At 69.5% G+C, this 16961-nt stretch carries 17 protein-coding genes; 5 read left to right on the forward strand and 12 right to left on the reverse strand.

Annotated features, from left to right (window positions below):
• Position 1 precedes the first annotated feature (1 nt).
• From CCK91_RS13410 to CCK91_RS13425, 4 genes are all read left to right on the forward strand, one after another.
• A complete protein-coding gene (locus tag CCK91_RS13410) occupies positions 2-982 on the forward strand; it encodes a branched-chain amino acid ABC transporter permease (protein ID WP_086474449.1) in 981 nt (326 codons plus the stop codon).
• Positions 972-1943 carry an ABC transporter ATP-binding protein gene (locus CCK91_RS13415; protein WP_064296668.1) on the forward strand — a complete coding sequence of 324 codons (972 nt, stop codon included), beginning with the start codon at positions 972-974 and terminating at the stop codon, positions 1941-1943. The genes CCK91_RS13410 and CCK91_RS13415 overlap by 11 nt, the downstream gene beginning before the upstream one ends.
• The gene (locus tag CCK91_RS13420; protein ID WP_064296669.1) at positions 1940-2716 is read left to right on the forward strand and encodes an ABC transporter ATP-binding protein; all 777 of its coding nucleotides are present in this window, start codon (positions 1940-1942) and stop codon (positions 2714-2716) included. Before CCK91_RS13415 ends, CCK91_RS13420 begins: the two co-directional genes overlap by 4 nt.
• Before the next feature lie 479 nt (positions 2717-3195).
• Positions 3196-4140, forward strand: a complete 945-nt coding sequence (locus CCK91_RS13425; RefSeq protein ID WP_133059997.1) for a hypothetical protein — start codon at positions 3196-3198, stop codon at positions 4138-4140.
• 341 nt (positions 4141-4481) lie between these two features.
• On the opposite strand, the gene CCK91_RS13430 is transcribed toward CCK91_RS13425, so the two are convergent.
• From CCK91_RS13430 to groES, 3 genes are all read right to left on the reverse strand, one after another.
• Entirely contained in the window at positions 4482-5759 is a 1278-nt protein-coding gene (locus tag CCK91_RS13430) for an ABC transporter substrate-binding protein (RefSeq protein WP_086474451.1), read from the reverse strand.
• Between the two features lie 187 nt (positions 5760-5946).
• A complete protein-coding gene (gene rarD / locus CCK91_RS13435) occupies positions 5947-6885 on the reverse strand; it encodes an EamA family transporter RarD (RefSeq protein WP_086474701.1) in 939 nt (312 codons plus the stop codon).
• Between the two features lie 195 nt (positions 6886-7080).
• Positions 7081-7377: a co-chaperone GroES gene (gene groES / locus CCK91_RS13440; RefSeq protein ID WP_056008047.1), complete on the reverse strand. Its 297-nt coding sequence runs from the start codon at positions 7375-7377 to the stop codon at positions 7081-7083.
• Between the two features lie 158 nt (positions 7378-7535).
• Between groES and CCK91_RS13445 the strand changes: the two genes are divergently transcribed.
• The gene (locus tag CCK91_RS13445; protein ID WP_086474452.1) at positions 7536-8741 is read left to right on the forward strand and encodes a class I SAM-dependent methyltransferase; all 1206 of its coding nucleotides are present in this window, start codon (positions 7536-7538) and stop codon (positions 8739-8741) included.
• Between the two features lie 38 nt (positions 8742-8779).
• Here CCK91_RS13445 and CCK91_RS20085 read toward each other — a convergent pair whose 3' ends face one another.
• The 9 genes from CCK91_RS20085 to coaA all read right to left on the reverse strand — a co-directional run bounded on the left by CCK91_RS20085 (position 8780) and on the right by coaA (position 16941).
• Positions 8780-9601: a DUF4190 domain-containing protein gene (locus tag CCK91_RS20085; RefSeq protein WP_119863561.1), complete on the reverse strand. Its 822-nt coding sequence runs from the start codon at positions 9599-9601 to the stop codon at positions 8780-8782.
• 94 nt (positions 9602-9695) lie between these two features.
• Positions 9696-10754: a tRNA (adenosine(37)-N6)-threonylcarbamoyltransferase complex transferase subunit TsaD gene (gene tsaD / locus CCK91_RS13460; RefSeq protein WP_086474455.1), complete on the reverse strand. Its 1059-nt coding sequence runs from the start codon at positions 10752-10754 to the stop codon at positions 9696-9698.
• Entirely contained in the window at positions 10751-11287 is a 537-nt protein-coding gene (rimI, locus tag CCK91_RS13465; RefSeq protein ID WP_242664539.1) for a ribosomal protein S18-alanine N-acetyltransferase, read from the reverse strand. The genes tsaD and rimI overlap by 4 nt, the downstream gene beginning before the upstream one ends.
• Complete coding sequence (gene tsaB / locus CCK91_RS13470; protein ID WP_086474456.1) at positions 11284-11913, reverse strand: tRNA (adenosine(37)-N6)-threonylcarbamoyltransferase complex dimerization subunit type 1 TsaB; 630 nt, start codon at positions 11911-11913, stop codon at positions 11284-11286. The genes rimI and tsaB overlap by 4 nt, the downstream gene beginning before the upstream one ends.
• 10 nt (positions 11914-11923) lie before the next feature.
• Entirely contained in the window at positions 11924-12424 is a 501-nt protein-coding gene (tsaE, locus tag CCK91_RS13475; protein WP_086474457.1) for a tRNA (adenosine(37)-N6)-threonylcarbamoyltransferase complex ATPase subunit type 1 TsaE, read from the reverse strand.
• On the reverse strand, positions 12421-13581 hold the full coding sequence (alr, locus tag CCK91_RS13480) for an alanine racemase (RefSeq protein ID WP_086474458.1): 1161 nt from the start codon (positions 13579-13581) through the stop codon (positions 12421-12423). The genes tsaE and alr overlap by 4 nt, the downstream gene beginning before the upstream one ends.
• On the reverse strand, positions 13578-13934 hold the full coding sequence (locus CCK91_RS13485) for a holo-ACP synthase (protein WP_086474459.1): 357 nt from the start codon (positions 13932-13934) through the stop codon (positions 13578-13580). Before CCK91_RS13485 ends, alr begins: the two co-directional genes overlap by 4 nt.
• A 73-nt stretch (positions 13935-14007) precedes the next feature.
• Positions 14008-15855: a glutamine--fructose-6-phosphate transaminase (isomerizing) gene (glmS, locus tag CCK91_RS13490; protein WP_086474703.1), complete on the reverse strand. Its 1848-nt coding sequence runs from the start codon at positions 15853-15855 to the stop codon at positions 14008-14010.
• 132 nt (positions 15856-15987) lie between these two features.
• Entirely contained in the window at positions 15988-16941 is a 954-nt protein-coding gene (coaA, locus tag CCK91_RS13495) for a type I pantothenate kinase (RefSeq protein ID WP_064296681.1), read from the reverse strand.
• Positions 16942-16961 lie beyond the last annotated feature (20 nt).

Raw genomic sequence — 16961 nt, forward strand, 5'->3', positions numbered from 1 at the left:
CATGGACTGGGGAAGCATTCTCTCGAACACGCTCGCTTGGGTCATCAGCCCGGAGACGATCGCGTACGCGCTCGCAGCACTCGGCTTGGCCGTGCACTTCGGCTACGGCGGTCTGTTGAACTTCGGTATGGCGGGGTTCATGGCGCTCGGCGCCTACGGCTACGCCATCTCGATCCTGAGCTTCAACCTCCCGTGGTGGGCGGGCATCATCGTCGGCTGTCTGGCCTCGGTGGTCTTCGCCTTCATCCTCGGCATCCCGACCCTGCGGCTGCGGGCGGACTATCTGGCCATCGTCACCATCGCGGCGGCCGAGATCGTCCGACTCCTCTTCACGACGCAGGTCTTCGACGAGTTCACCAACTCGGCCGACGGACTCGGCAACTACCACGAGGGCTTCCGCGCGGCGAACCCGATCCCGGAGGGCATCTACGGCTTCGGCCCGTGGGAGCTCAACGCGAACCAGTGGTGGGTCCGCATCTTCGGCATCCTGCTGCTCGCCGTCGCCGCGCTCCTCGTGTTCCTCCTCATGCGCAGCCCCTGGGGCCGCGTGCTGAAGGGCATCCGTGAGGACGAGGACGCCGTGCGCGCACTCGGCAAGAACGTGTTCGCCTACAAGATGCAGGCGCTCGTCGTCGGTGGCGTCTTCGGCGCACTCGGCGGGGTGGTGCTGGCACTCCCCTCCGCGGTCGTGCCGAGCGTGTACGTCACGAGTCTCACCTTCTTCATTTGGACGATCCTCCTCCTGGGTGGAGCCGCGACGGTCTTCGGGCCGCTACTCGGCTCGGTGATCTTCTGGGTGATCATGGCGTTCCTCTCGAACGTCCTCCCGGCGCTCGTGAAGGCGGACGTCCTGCCGTTCATGAGCTCGACGCAGGCGTCGACGCTCCGCTACGTGCTGGTCGGTGTCGCGCTCATGCTGATCGTCATCTTCAGGCCGCAAGGCATCCTCGGAAACAAGAAGGAGCTGACCTTTGTCAAGTAACAGCTCACCCACCTCGCGACCGGTCAAGACCACCGGCCTCCACGTCGGCGAGATCGTCCCGGGCGTCAAGAAGGTCGACCCGATCCTCATCGCGGACCAGGTCACCCGGACCTTCGGCGGCCTGCAGGCGGTGAACGTGGAGCACCTGGAGGTGCCCCGCAACGCGATCACCGCCCTCATCGGCCCGAACGGCGCCGGTAAGACCACGCTGTTCAACCTGCTGACCGGCTTCGACAAGCCGAACACCGGGACGTGGAACTTCGACGGCAAGAGCCTCGGGGGCGTCCCGGCGTTCAAGGTCGCCCGCATGGGTCAGGTCCGGACCTTCCAGCTGACGAAGGCGCTCGGGCTGCTCACGGTGCTCGAGAACATGAAGCTCGGCGCGACCGGCCAGACCGGTGAGGGCATCTTCTCCAGCCTGGTGAAGCCGCTCTGGCGGAAGCAGGAGGAGGACCTCGAGGTCAAGGCGATGGACCTCCTGCGTCGCTTCAAGCTCGACACGAAGCGTGACGACTACGCCGCGAGCCTGTCCGGTGGGCAGCGGAAGCTCCTCGAGATGGCACGGGCGCTCATGAGCGACCCGAAGCTCGTCATGCTCGACGAGCCGATGGCCGGCGTCAACCCGGCGCTCACGCAGTCACTGCTCGACCACATCCTGGCGTTGAAGGACGAGGGCATGACCGTGCTGTTCGTCGAGCACGACATGCAGATGGTCCGGCACATCGCCGACTGGGTGGTCGTCATGGCCGAGGGTCGTGTCGTCGCGGAGGGTCCGCCGGACACCGTCATGGAGGACCCCGCCGTCATCGACGCCTACCTCGGGAGCCACCAGGACGTCGACCTCGGGGTCGTGACCGGCAGGATCGCCGGAGAGGACAGCGCTGCGGCCGAGGAGCTGCTCGCCGAGATCGAGGACGAACGGCTCGCGGCTGGTGCCGAGCCCGAGGAGGAGCGGAAATGAGCGACGTGAAGGGTGCGCCGGTCGGCGGCACTGCGGTCAAGACCGCCGAGATGGTGGTGGAGGTCACTGACCTGACCGCCGGGTACCTCCCCGGCGTGAACATCCTCAACAGTGCGAACCTGACCGCCCGGAAGGGCGAGCTCATCGGCATCATCGGACCGAATGGTGCGGGGAAGTCGACGCTGTTGAAGGCGATCTTCGGACAGGTGAAGGTGCGCAGCGGACAGGTGCTGCTGAACGGCGAGGACATCACGGGGCTCCGGGCGAACAAGCTCGTGGCGCGCGGCGTCGGGTTCGTCCCGCAGACGAACAACGTGTTCCCGAGCCTCACCATCGAGGACAACCTCAAGATGGGGCTGTTCCAGAAGCCGAAGCAGTACAACGAGCGCCTCGAGTTCGTCACCGGGATCTTCAGCGAACTCGGCAAGCGGCTCAAGCAGCGCGCCGGTTCTCTCTCCGGTGGTGAGCGCCAGATGGTCGCGATGTCGCGGGCCCTCATGATGGATCCGCACGTGCTGCTCCTCGACGAGCCGTCCGCGGGATTGTCGCCGGTGCGTCAGGACGACGCGTTCATCCGGGTCTCGGACATCAACAAGGCCGGCGTCACCACGATCATGGTGGAGCAGAACGCACGTCGCTGTCTGCAGATCTGCGACCGCGGGTACGTGCTCGACCAGGGTCGTGACGCCTACACGGGGACGGGCCGCGAGCTCCTCTCGGATGACAAGGTGATCGGCCTCTACCTGGGGACGCTCGGCCAGGACGAGGACTGATCAGGGCGATCCCCACTCGCGGGTCGGCGGGTACTTCGGTACCCTCGAACATGCCTGTCCCGGCTGTGTGCCGAGCGACGGGCCAGAAGCCACCGGATCCCGACCGGTGAACGAACCACAACTCCTCCCTCCCCCGAGGGGCACCGTCGTACCAAGACGGCCTCCTGAGACGGGGACGGAGGAGTTGTGCATTCTCCCCCTCCGCCTTTCGCCAGCGCGGTGCGCTGACGCGAGCGCGGTCCTGGCGTGTGAGCGCGGGTCTCCGGAGGCGCGCGCTCACGCGCTGGAACCGCGCTCACGCCGAATCCCCGCCCCCGCGGCACAGCGGCCCGCGCTGAGGCCGACGACCCGCGCTGGCGTCAGCGCACCGCGCTGGGCACCAGTCCACCCTCGCTCCACCGGAGGCTGGATGGGAGCAGTTCTCCACATCGCTTCCACGAAACGAGGTGCCGGCGGAGGCGAACGGGCACGGTGAGGCGATGGAATCCTTCGATCTCAACCTGCTCCTCCGCCCGACCGGACTCCTCCTCGTCCGCGACGCACGACGGGTCGGTGCCGAGCGCCTGGTGAGCGCCGCCCACCGCGACGGCGACCTGGTGCGTCTGCGGAAGGGCATCTACGTCCCTGAACCGATATGGAGTTCCCTGTCACCCGATGACCGCTACCGGGTCCGGATCGATGCGGCGGCCGTCGCGCTCCGGAAGGACGCCTTGTTCAGCCACTACTCGGCGGCGCGGTTGTGGGGACTCCCGATCGTGGGTCCGTGGCCTCCCGAGGTGCACACGCTGACGAGCGGTGATCGCGGAGGGCGTTCGGCACCCGGCATCATCCGTCACACGACGCAAGGCTCCGTCGCCCGACGGATGCGGCACGGGCTCGCGGTCACGGACCCGGCTCGGACCGTTGTCGATCTCGCTCGGATCGCCCGCCTCGAGGACGCCGTCGCCGTCGCCGATGCTGCCCTCCGGCTCAAGCTCACCGACGAGACGGCGCTCCGCTCGCTCGCACGAGACCTGCCGGGCCGTCGGGGAGGGCGCCAGGTGCGCTTTGCGATCGAGTTCGCGAACCCCCTCGCCGCGAACGGTGGTGAATCGAAGATGCGGGTCGTGATCGCGCAGCTCGGTTTCGCCCTGCCGGTGCTGCAGCAGGCCTTCTCCGACGCGGACGGACCGGTCGGTGTGGTCGATGCCGTCTGGCCGGACGAGCGCATCATCCTCGAACTCGACGGCCGGCAGAAGTATGTGCGGGAGGAGTTCACGCAGGGACGGGACGTGGCCGACATCGTCCTGGCGGAGAAGCATCGGGAGGATCGGCTGCGCGCGCTCGGCTACACGGTCGTCCGCGCCACCTGGGAGGACCTCGTCCATCCGAGCCGGCTCGCCGCGAAGCTCGAGCGCGCGGGGCTGCAACGCGCGTTCCGTTGACCCGGGGGGCCCAACTGGTCGCTGTCAGCGCGGTGCGCCGGCGTGACCGCACCGCACCCTCCGTCAGCGCGGTGCGCTGGCACGAGCCCCTCCCCTCGTCGGCGCGGTGCGCCGGCGTGAGCGCGCCCCGTTGTGCCGCATGGGCTCGGAATCGGCGTGACCGCGCCGCAGGCGCGTGAGCGCGGGTCTCCGGAGACCCGCGCTCACGCGCTGGACCCGCGCTCGCATCAGCGCACCGCGCTGGCGCCACCACACACGACACACCACACGCGGGGCGCGTCGGCGCCCGAGCACGACGAAGGCCCCGGATCACTCCGGGGCCTCGTCAGTCGCGTGGGCGACTAGTTGATGCGGGTGTACTTGTTGTCGTCACCGTACTGGTAGATACCGATGGTCGCCTCGGTCGGGTCACCGTTCTCGTCGAACGTGATCGGACCGGAGTTGCCGTCGTAGTCGATCTTCTTTCCGTCGGCGATGGCCTTCGCACCCTCTTCGAAGGTGGTCACCTTCTCGCCCTTGTCCTTGCCACCGGACACGGACTGGAGCTGGGCTGCCATGTCGGCACCCTCGGTCGAACCGGCCTGCAGCGCCGCGAGGGCGAGCAGGATGACGGCGTCGTAGGATTCAGCCGCGTAGCTGTAGTCCTTCAGCGGCTCGCCGCCCTCGTCCTTCACGAACGCCTGGAGGCGGTCGGTGAAGTCACCGAGCTTCGCGGTGTCAAGGCCGGGCAGCGTGCCCTTGGCGCCCGTCAGGGTGCCCGGAGCGAAGTCCGCGCTGTAGTCGGCGAGGTTGCCGTCGACGAAGTAGAGCTTGTCCGACGGGAAGCCGGCGAGACCGGGGACGATCGTCTTGGTCTCCTCGAACGCGATGATCGCGATCGCGTCGGGGTTCTCCGCCTTGACCGCGCTGATCTGCGCGTCGAACGAGGTGTCACCGGTGTTGTACGACTGCTCGGCGACCACTTCACCGCCGGCGCTCTCGAACGCCTCCTTGGTGAACTTCGCGAGGCCGGTGCCGTACGAGTCGTTCAGGTAGATGATGCCGAGGGTGGCGTTGCCGTCCTCTGCGATCAGGTTCCCGAGGACCTCGCCCTGCAGCACGTCGGACGGCGCCGTCCGCCAGTAGAGACCGTTGTCGTCCCACGTCGTGAAGTCCGCGGAGGTGTTCGCCGGGGAGAACTGGATGACGCCTGCGCCGGTGACTTCGTCGATGAAGAGCTTCGACACACCCGAGGACGCTGCACCGATGATGGCCGTGACGCCCTCGGAGAGCAGACGGGGGACCTCGGTCGCGTACGCCTTGTTGTCGGAGTCACCCGAGTCGCCGAGCGTCAGGTCGATCTTGATGCCGAGGTCGGCGTCGTTGACCTCCTTGACCGCGAGACCGACACCGGCCTCCTCGGGCGGGCCGAGGAACGCGAGGTTACCGGTCTGCGGCAACGCCGTGCCGAGCTTCAGGGTCAGGTCGCCAGCAGGCTTGCTGCTGCTGCCGCTGTCGCCGCTACCACTCGAGGCGCAACCGCTCAGGACCAGCGCGCTGGCTCCGATCAGTGCGATACCACCGAGAACGATGGAACGTGGGCGGGAGCGAGCGGCCGTGGCCTTCGAAAAGACGCTCATGGTACTCCTTGCTTGTCAGAAGAGTGGCAGCTCCAGGGGCTGCCGTTGAGTCAAGTTATCCGCTGGACGTGCGCTGGACAATGTCGTTGACGTTACAAGCGTGTAACACGACCAAATCGTTACCTCAGGAGGGCCTGTTTCGCGCTTTTCCTGCAGTGGTCGCGCGATCAGCGCTGGAATCCGCTGTTCAGGCCGGCGTCGAGCGGCGCCGTTCGGCCCCGGCGGCCCGGCGACCCCGGGTGGAGGCGACGAGCATGTCGACGGTGAGGATCGCGAGCGCCAGCCACACGAGACCGAAGCCCAACCAGCGCTCCGGCGGCATCGCCTCGTGCAGGACCGCGACACCCACGACGAACTGGATGATCGGCGCGAAGTACTGGATGAACCCCATCCAGGTGAGCGGGAGGCGGCGGGCCGCCGCCGCGAACAGCAGGAGTGGGACGGCGGTGATGACGCCGGCGCCGACGAGCAGCAGGGCGTGCCCGACGCCCGCGGTGCCGATGGTCAGCCCACCGGTCACGCCGACCGCGATGAGCTGGGCGATCGCGACCGGCGTCAGCCACACGGTCTCGAGCGTCAGCCCGGACACGGCGTCGACCGAGCCGCCCACGAGTTTCTTGATGTAGCCGTAGAGGCCGAACGAGAAGGCCAGGATGAGGGCGATCCAGGGGACGCTGCCGTGCCCGATGGCGAGGACCAGGACCGCGATCACGCTCACGCTCACCGCGGCCCACTGGGCCGGACGCAACCGCTCGCGGAGGAAGAAGACGCCGAGGAAGACGGTCACGATCGGGTTGATGAAGTACCCGAGCGACGCCTCGACCACTTGGCCGTTGAGCGCACCGTAGACGTACGTCTGCCAGTTGACGTAGATGAGCGCCCCGGCGAGGCCCATCGTCAGGACGATGCGGCGCTGGCGGAGGATGCCGAACAGCCGACGCCAGGAACGGGTCGCCAGGATGAGGACGGCGCAGAAGACGAGGGAGAAGAGGATCCGCCACGCCACCACCTCGAACGCGCCGGCCGGTGCCAGGGCGATGAAGTAGAGCGGGAGCGCTCCCCAGAGGCAGTAGGCGGCGACCGCCGAGAGCAGTCCGGACCGGCTCCCCTGCTGGGGTACGGCCACGCTCGCACGTCGATCCCCTCCCCCGTCGACGGTGACGGGGTGGATGTCGACGTCGGCTGGATCGCTGGGGTTCTGCACTGGTCCAGGCTAGACCCGCTGCTCCCCGCGACACCCTCCGGAAACGGACACAGCCCGAACGGCGAATGCCATTCGGGCTGTTGAGCGGCTCGAGCCGCCGGATCCGTGCGCTGGTGACTAGCGGACGACGACTGCGAGGACGTCGCGCGCGGACAGGACGAGGTAGTCCTCACCGGCGTACTTGACCTCGGTGCCACCGTACTTGGAGTAGATCACCTTGTCGCCGACGGCGACGTCGAGCGGGACGCGGTTGCCGTTGTCGTCGATGCGACCGGGTCCGACCGCCACGACCTCGCCCTCCTGGGGCTTCTCCTTGGCGGTGTCGGGGATGACCAGACCGGAAGCGGTGGTCTGCTCTGCCTCGACCTGCTTGATGACGATGCGATCCTCGAGCGGCTTGATGGAGACCGACACGGTTGACCTCTTTCTTGAAACGAAGACGTGGTTAGCACTCACACTGCGAGAGTGCTGATTCCAGTGTAGGCATCTTCTGGCACTCATGCAATGCGAGTGCCAATCAGCGACTGCTACCGTTGCCGGATGCATCCAGCTCCGCCCGAGGCCCGCTGACCATGGACCGTTCGGAACTCGTCGAACTCCTCACAGCCGACGGCCTCCGGCTCCTCGACTCCCTCCCGCCCTACCCGACGAAGGACGAGGCCGTCCGCTTGGTCGGGCGCCTGCGCAAGGAGGGCCACTCCCCCGAGCTGGTCGCGGCGGTGCTCACGCAGTCGCGACTCAGGCAGAAGGCCCAGGCGAAGTTCGGACCGTTCGCCGGCCGCATGCTGTTCACCGAGGCAGGCCTCGAACAGGCCACGCGCCTCCCCGTCGCCGCATTGCATGCCGGGCGTTTCGCCCGGGCCGGCCTCACACGCATCGCCGACCTCGGCAGCGGCATCGGCGCCGACTCGATGGCCATGGCCTCGCTCGACCTGGAGGTCACGGCGGTCGACATCGACGAGGTCACCGCGGCCATCGCCAGCTACAACCTCGCTCCGTTCCCCACGGCGACCGTGCGGAACGCCGCCGCCGAGGACGTCGCCCTCGCCGACTTCGACGCGGTCTGGTTCGATCCCGCGCGACGCACAGCTGGGCACGTCGACACCGCGCGGCTGGCCAGTGCCGCCGACTACACGCCGTCCCTCGACCTGGTCTTCGGCGCGGCGGCCCGCCTTCCCACAGGCGTCAAGCTCGGACCCGGCTTCGACCGCTCCCTCATCCCCGACGACGCCGAGGCGCAGTGGGTGTCGGTCGACGGGCAGCTCGTCGAGATGACGCTGTGGTTCGGCCCGCTGGCGCGTCCGGACGTCCGACGGTCCGCACTCCTCCTCGCGGACGGCGTCCACCACGAGTTGCACGCCGAGGCCGACGCCGACGACGCCCCCGTCCGAGAGCTCGGCGACTACGTGCACGAACCCGACGGATCCGTGATCCGGGCCCGACTCATCGGCGACCTCGCCATCCGGTTGGAGGCCGGCATGCTCGGCCAGGGCATCGCCTACCTGACCTCCGACACCGCGACGAGCTCGCCGTTCGCCACGACCTTCCGGGTGCTCGAACGGCTGCCGATGGACGAGAAGGTCCTCAAGCGCACGATGCGGGATCGCGGGATCGGCGTCCTCGAGATCAAGAAACGCGGCGTCGACGTCGACCCCGCGGCGTTCCGGAAGCGCATGGCGCTCAAGGGCGACGGCTCGGCCACGATCATCCTCACGAGGATCGCCGGCAAGCACAGTGCGCTGCTCGTCGAACGGGTGACGCCGGCCGCCGACGCCTGACCCGACGGCGTCCGCCGGGCTGCAGCCTCCGAGGAGGATCAGGTCGAGACGTACCCGATGATGACGACGACGCTGTAGGCGAGCCAGCCGACCGAGCAGGCGAGACCGACGAACCCGGTCACGAGGCCGGTGAGGGCGCGGCCTCGGCCCTGGGGCTCGCGACGCCTGGCGCCGAACCCGAGCACGATCGCGGCGATCGACAAGGGGAAGCCCCAACCGACGAAGACGGAGACGACGAGCCCGACGACACCGGTGATGAGCGACCAGGTGCTCCGCGAGGTCCCGGTCGAGGCGGCAGCGGTCTGCGTCTGCGACTGCTGGTACGCGGCGTAGCCTCCCTGGCTCGGTGCCTGGTAGACCGCCGTCGGCACCGTCTGGAGATAGGTCGCGTGATCGCCCTGCCAACCCGCCGGAGGCGCCGAGGGGGACGAACCCTGCTGGGCAGGGCGCGTCGGCGGTGTGACGGGCGCGCCGGAGCCACTGTGCCAATCCGTGGGCGGCGGGGAGGCCTGACCCTGGGGCTGGTACGGCTGTTGGGGCTGGTACGGCTGCTGGCCCTGGGGCTGAGGCGGGTACGGCTGCTGGCCCTGGGGCTGAGGCGGGTACGGCTGCTGCTGCCCCTGGGGCTGAGGCGGGTACGACGGCTGCTGGCCCTGCGGCGCGACACCGGCCTGCTGAGTGGGCTGTGACGGCTGGTACGGCGACCAGGGCTGCTGGGCCTGCGGCTGATGCGGAGGCTGCTGCCCCCACGGCTGCTGCGGCTGCGCATTCGGCCGCTCGGCCTGCGGCGGGCGCGACTGTCCGTCCACCGCACCGTCCTGGTGCGGAGGTCGTCCGTCGGGGTGCTCGTGCTGATCCATCGCCGCTCCTTCGATCCGTGACCGGGTACCGGCCCATCCTATGCGCCGACGTCCGCGCACCCGGTCGACGGCCGGGAGACGGCTCGCCGAGTGGTCAGTGCACCTGGATCTCGGTGACCGGCAGGGTCGAGTCGGCGCCGAAGTCGAGCGACGACGGCTCGTGTCCGGCGGAGATGAGCTGCGCGGCGAGCGCGGCGATCATCGCGCCGTTGTCGGTGCACAGCTGCAACGGCGGGATACGGAGTTCGATCCCGGCCGAGGCGGTGCGTTCGGCCGCCACCTCGCGGAGCCGCGCGTTCGCGATGACGCCGCCCCCCAGCAGCAGGCGGGGCACGCCGAGCTCGGTGCACGCCTTGACCGCCTTCGAGACGAGCACGTCGACGACGGCCTCGCGGAAGCTGGCGGCGACATCCGCGACAGGGACCGGCTCCCCGGCATCCTGCTTCGCCTCGACCCAGCGCGCAACGGCCGTCTTCAGGCCGGAGAAGGAGAAGTCGTAGCGATGCCGCTCCATGTCCTTCGGCAGGCTGAGTCCGCGGGGGAACCGGATCGCCTTCGGGTCGCCGCCGACGGCCGCCCGGTCGATCTGCGGCCCGCCCGGGTACGGCAGACCCAGGATGCGCGCGACCTTGTCGAAGGCCTCGCCCGCCGCGTCGTCGATGGTCTCCCCGAGGAGTTCGACGTCCGACACGAGGTCCCGCACGAGGAGCAGGGAGGTATGCCCGCCGGAGACGAGCAGGGCGATCGTCGGGTACTCGATCGTCCCGTCTTCGGAGTCGAGGACGTCCGCGCCGACGTGCCCGACGAGGTGGTTCACGGCGTACAGCGGTTTGCCCAGGGACACGGCGAGCGCCTTCGCCGCTCCGACGCCGACCATGAGTGCGCCGGACAGGCCGGGGCCACTCGTCACCGCGACGGCGTCGAGGTCGGCCAACGCGATGCCGGCCTCGGCGAGCGCCGCCGTGAGCGTGGGCTCGAGCGCCTCGAGGTGGGCGCGTGCGGCGACCTCCGGCACGACCCCGCCGTACCGCGCGTGTTCGTCCATGCTCGAGGCGATGGTGTTCGCCAGCAGGCGGTGTCCGCGGACGATGCCGATCCCGGTCTCGTCGCAGCTTGTCTCGATGCCGAGGACGAGCGGTTCTGCACGGTTCACGCGATGCTCCCGGGGTGCTGGTCGGTCTGTTCGAGCGGGGACTGGCCGTGGGCGGGCATGGGCAGCCTCGGCTGGACCGTGAGTCGCATGACGATGGCGTCGACGTCGTCCGGCTGGTAGTAGCCGGGACGGACGCCGAGTTCCTCGAAGCCGAGACTCCGGTACAGCGCGATCGCCACCGGGTTGTCGGCCCTGACCTCGAGGAAGACCTGGGCGACGTCCTGCTGTCTGGCCTGCTCGATGAGCGCCTGCATGAGGAGTCGTCCGAGCCCTCGTCCTCTGGCGTGGCCGGCGACGGCGATGGTCTGGATGTCGGCGTCATCGGACCGGGACGGTGCGAAGAGACCGCCGTAGCCGGCGAGTGTCGCGTCGTCGGCGTCGACCTCCGTCGCGACGAGGTAGTACCCGTGCGGCGACGACAGTTCGGCGCGCATCATGTCCGCCGACCAGGCGTCGTTCACGAAGACGGTGTGCTCGAGCTCCATGATGGCGTCGAGGTCGGCGACGCCGGCGCGGCGCAGCGACCAGGTCACGCCGTCACCCGCTTGGCGCCCGCGGACATCGTGACGTCGGGCGAGCGGAGGTACAACGGCTCCTCCCCCGCGAACGCGCCGTCGGTGGCGAGGAGTGCGGCGGCGACCTGTCCCAGTGCCCCGGCGGGGACGACCAGCGCGTCGAGGCGCACGGATTCGGAGGTCGGGAGGTCGTCGGGTTTCGCGAGGGCCGGCCCCTGCACGCGGACCGGGAGGCCGGCTGCGTCGAGTCCGGCGTAGCTCGTCCAGTAGCGTTCGCGACGGCGGGCGTCGGTGACCACGAGCAGTGTGGCGTCGGGTGCGGCGGAACCGGAACGGTAGGCGTCGAGCGCGATCGCATCGTGGCTCACCACGGGGTGCACCGGGAGGCCTGCACCGATCCCGAAGCTGCGGGCCGCGGCGATCCCGATCCGGAGTCCGGTGAACGGCCCTGGTCCCATACCCGCGACCAGCCCGGTGAGGGCGGCGACCTCGATCCCGGCGTCGTCGAGGCATCCGGCGATGAGTGTGCCGATGACCTCGGCGTGCCGCATCGGGTCGTCGGAGGACCGTTCGGCCAGCACCTCGCCACCCAGGGTGACGACGGCGACGCTCGAACCTGCGGATGTATCGATCGCCAACAGCACGTCGTCCAGCCTACCCGGCGTCGATGGCGGGGTGCCGCGAGAGCGTGAGGGTTCGGCGTTCGATCGGCTCCTCGCCGGCATCGTCCGTCGCGGGCTCGTCGCCGGCTCCGGTCGGCCGCTCGATGACGAGCTCGAACCAGGTGGGGACCACGCCGTCGAGCAATCCGGCTCCCCACTCCACGACGACGACGGACCGGGCGAAGTCGATGTCGAGGTCGTCGATTTCGAGCGCCGAGCCGAGCCGGTAGGCGTCCACGTGGACGAGTGGCGGACCGCCGACCAGGCTCGGGTGCGTCCTGGCGAGCACGAAGGTGGGGCTGGTGACGGGGCCGCGGACCCCGAGACCCTCGCCGATCCCTCGCGTCAGGGTGGTCTTGCCCGCTCCGAGTGGCCCGGTCAGGACCAGGAGCTGCCCTGCACGCAGTTCTGCGCCGAGCCGGACGCCGTAGGCGTGCATCTCCTCGGGCGTCGCCACCTCGACGGTGCCCGGGGTGAGGACGTGATCGGTCATGACCGCTCCCTGGTCGTCCGGACCACGCGCGGGCCGATGCGGGTGACGAGTTCGTAGTTGATGGTGCCGGCGGCCTCCGCCCACTCCTCGACACGCGGCGCGCCGGACGCCGGGTCGCCGAAGAGCACGGCGTCGTCCCCCACGGCGACCGCGTCGTCGCCGACGTCGACGACGAACTGGTCCATCGCGATCCGCCCGCACACCCGGTAGCGGCGACCGTTGATCACGACCGGGCCGGCGTTCGAGGCGCTCCGCGGCACACCGTCGGCGTATCCGAGCGGGATGAGGGCGAGCGTCGTCGCCGCACTGGTCCGGTAGCTGTAGTCGTAGGACACCCCGGTGCCCGGTTCGACCCGACGCACGGCGGCGACCGTCGCCCGGAGGCTCATGACGGGCCGGAGGCCGAAGGCGTCGGCCGAGCGGCCGGCGTCCTCGGTGGGCTCGAAGGGCGAGAGGCCGTACACGGCGAGTCCGAGGCGGACGGCGTCGTAGCGGAGGAACGGCTCGCCGAGCGCCGCCGCCGACGCGGCGAGGTGCAGACTCCGCGGAGCGAGACCGGCTTCCGTGGCGAGGGCCACACCGCGCTCGAAGCGGACGGCGGCGGCCCGGTCGTCGGCGGTGGAGGTGTTGGAGACGTGCGAGAACAGCCCGTCGACCCGGACGAGCCCGGCGGCCTCGGCGGCTGCGGCGGCTTGGAAGAGCTCCGGCCAGTCGGCTTCGGCCGCGCCGTTCCGGCTGAGGCCGGTCTCGAGTTTGAACTGGACGACCGGCACGACGGACGGCCGATCCCGAGCGGCCGCGATCACGCGGTGGAGCTGCGCCACCGACGACAGACCGAGGTCGATCCCGGCGTCGAGCGCGGCACCGAACGCCGCATGCGGGCCGTGCAGCCAGGCGAGGATCGGTGCCGTGATCCCGGCGGCGCGCAGCGCGACGCCCTCCGTGATGTCGGCGACACCCAGGCGATCAGCGCCGGCCTCGACCGCCGCGCGGGCAATCGCCTCGGCACCGTGCCCGTAGGCGTCGGCCTTGACGACGACGATGAGTTCGCCGACGCCGGTCACCTCGCGGAGGCGACGGACGTTGTGGCGCAGGGCGTCGAGGTCGATGATCGCCTCGCGGGTCGGTCGGTCGTCGTGCTCGGACACGGTCGTCATCCCTCCCGCTCCGCGACGACGAACGCGACGGCGACCCCGGCGTCGTGCGTCATGGTCAGGTGCAGGCTCGTGATCCCGCGCTCGGCGACGACACCGGCCGTGACGCCGGACAGCGCGAAGTCGGGCTTCCCTTCCGGACCGTTCACGATCGCCATCTCCGGCCATCGGATGCCGTCCGAGGAACCCAGTGCCTTGATGAGCGCCTCCTTGGCGGCGAACCGTCCGGCGAGGGACCGCAGCGGGAGGTCGCGTTCCGACGGGACGAAGAGCCTGGCCAGCAGGTTCGGGGTGCGCGTGATCGCCCGTTCGAACCGTGCGAGGTCGACCAGGTCCACCCCGATGCCGATGATCATCCCTCTACTCTACGGCCGTCGTGTGCGGCCCGGAGGCCCGCTCGACGGGCCACCTCGGACCCCGCGGACCGTCCTACTCGACGGTGACGGACTTCGCGAGGTTCCGCGGCTGGTCGACGTCGAGGCCCTTCGCCGTCGCGAGCTCCATCGCGAAGATGTGCAGCGGGATGACGGCGAGCAGAGGCTCGAACAGCGGGCCGGCGAGCGGGATCGGGATGACCTCGTCGGCCGAGGGGAGGACGGCGGCGTCGCCCTGCTCCGCGATCGCGATGACCCGGGCACCACGGGCGCGGATCTCCTCGATGGTCGAGATGACCTTCGGGTGCAGGATCGCCGAGCCACGTGGGCTCGGGACGACGACGAAGACGGGCTGGCCCGGCTCGATCAGGGCGATCGGACCGTGCTTGAGCTCGCCACCGGCGAAGCCTTCAGCGTGGATGTAGGCGAGCTCCTTGAGCTTCAGCGCACCCTCGAGCGCGATCGGGTAGCCGACGTGACGACCGAGGAAGAGCACCGCGCGGGAGTCGGCCATCCAGTGGGCGAGCTGGGCGATCTTCTCGGAGGCCCCGAGGATGCTGGCGATCTTGTCGGGGACGGCCTGCAACTCCTCGACCTGCGACGCCAGGAACGCCGGGGTGTGGGTGCCGCGGACCCGCGCGAGGTGCAGGCCGAACAGGTACAGCGCCGTGATCTGGGCGGTGAACGCCTTCGTGGACGCGACCGCGACCTCGGGCCCCGCGTGGGTGTACACCACGGCGTCCGACTCGCGCGCGATCGTGGCGCCCTGCGTGTTGCAGATCGACAGGGTCTTCGCGCCGGACTCGCTCGCGAAACGCACCGCCATGAGCGTGTCCATGGTCTCGCCCGACTGGCTCACCGAGATGACGAGCGTGCGCGCGTCGATGACCGGATCGCGGTAGCGGAACTCGTGGCTCAGCTCGACGGTGACCGGGATCCCGGCCCAGCGCTCGATCGCGTAGGTGCCGACCGTGCCGGCGTAGGCGGCGGTGCCGCACGCGATGATCACGATGCGGTTGATGTCGACGAAGAGCTCGTCGAGACCGGCGAGTTCGGGGATGACGACCTGGCCGCCCTCGACCCGCCCGCGGATCGTGTTCGCGACCGCGTCCGGCTCCTCGCTGATCTCCTTCGCCATGAAGCTCGACCAGCCGCCCTTGTCGGCCGCCGAAGCGTCCCACTGGATCTCGAACGGCTCGGTCACGACGTGGTTACCGGAGAAGTCGGTGACCGTCACCTCGTCGGGCGTGATGACGACCATCTGGTCCTGACCGATCGCGACCGCGCGCTGGGTGTACTGCACGAACGCGGCGACGTCCGACCCGAGGAAGTTCTCGCCGTCGCCGAGTCCGATGACGAGCGGCGAGTTCCGACGCGCTCCGATGACGACGCCGGGCAGGTCCTGGTGCATGGCGAGCAGCGTGAAGGCGCCGTCCAGGCGAGCGACGACGCGGCGGAAGGCCTCGGTGAGGTCGCCGGTGGAACGGTACTCGCGGCCGATGAGCACGGCGGCGATCTCGGTGTCGGTGTCGCTCTCGAAGGTGAAGCCGTCCGCGAGGAGCTCCGCACGCAGCTCGGCGAAGTTCTCGATGATGCCGTTGTGGATGAGCGCGAGGCGTCCTTCGTCACCGAGGTGCGGGTGCGCGTTGCGGTCCGTCGGTCCACCGTGGGTCGCCCAGCGGGTGTGTCCGATACCGGTCGAGCCCGGAGCGATGGGGTTCGCGGCGAGGTCCTCGGTGAGGACGGCCAGCTTTCCGGCGCGCTTCCGGGTGTTCAGCGAACCCGTCGCGTCGAGCACGGCGATCCCGGCGGAGTCGTACCCCCGGTACTCGAGCCGCTTGAGTCCGCCCATGAGGACGTCCACCGTCTTGTCGTTCCCGACGTACCCTACGATTCCACACATGTAGAGCAGCATAATCGTGCGATTTTGCGAGGATCCTGCACCAACCTCGCGGCCCCGGAGATCGGCGTGGGTGCAGGGCACGGGCAGGGGTCCGGAACCCGCCTGCTGCCGGGCCGGTCCTCCTGCTGCGGCTCAGAGCTTCCGGAGCAGTACCGACGACACCGTGTGATCGGAGTCCTTCCGCAGCACGAGCTTCGCGCGTGAGCGGGTCGGGCGGATGTTGTCGATGAGGTTCGGTTCGTTGATCGAGCGCCAGAACCCACGCGCCTGATCGGCGGCCTCCTCGTCGGACAGCTCGGCGAAGACGTTGAAGAAGGAGTTCGGGTTCGAGAACGCGCCCCGCTTGAGCGCCATGAATCGGTCGACGTACCAGGACTCGATGTCCCGCGTCCGTGCGTCGACGTAGATGCTGAAGTCGAACAGGTCGCTGATCGCGAGCCCGCTGGCCGTCGCAGCCGGCTGCAGGACGTTCAAGCCCTCGACGATCAAGACGTCGGGGCGGCGGACGACGACTTGCGCCGTCGGGATGATGTCGTAGCGCAGGTGGGAGTAGAACGGCGCCCGTACCTCAGCGGCGCCACTCTTCACCGCGGTGATGAACCGCAGGAGCGCGCGCCGGTCGTAGGACTCGGGGAAGCCTTTGCGATCCATGATGCCGCGCCGCTGGAGCTCCTCGTTCGGGTAGAGGAAGCCGTCGGTCGTCACCAGCTCGACGTGCGGGGTGTCCGGCCAGCGCGACAGCAGCTCGCGCAGCAGCCGCGCGATCGTCGACTTGCCGACGGCCACCGAACCCGCCACGCCGATCACGAACGGTGTGCGGAGCGCCTGGTCGCCGAGGAACCGGCTCGTCGCGCGCCCGAGATCCTGGGTGCCCTTCGCGTACAGGCTCAGCAGCCGGCTGAGCGGCACGTAGACCTCCTCGACCTCACGCATGTCGAGACGGTCGCCGAGGCCGCGGATCTGCACGACCTCGGTCTCGCTGAGCGGTGTGGCCGTCTCCGGAGCGAGTCGCGCCCATTCGGCACGGTCGATCTCCACGTAGGGCGTCGGCTGCCCGGAGGCACCGCCCGTCGTCGTCGAAGTCATGCGATCACTCTTCCACAGCT

It is taken from the genome of Plantibacter elymi (nom. nud.) (assembly GCF_900177795.1).
In the GTDB taxonomy this organism is placed as follows: Bacteria; Actinomycetota; Actinomycetes; order Actinomycetales; family Microbacteriaceae; genus Plantibacter; species Plantibacter elymi.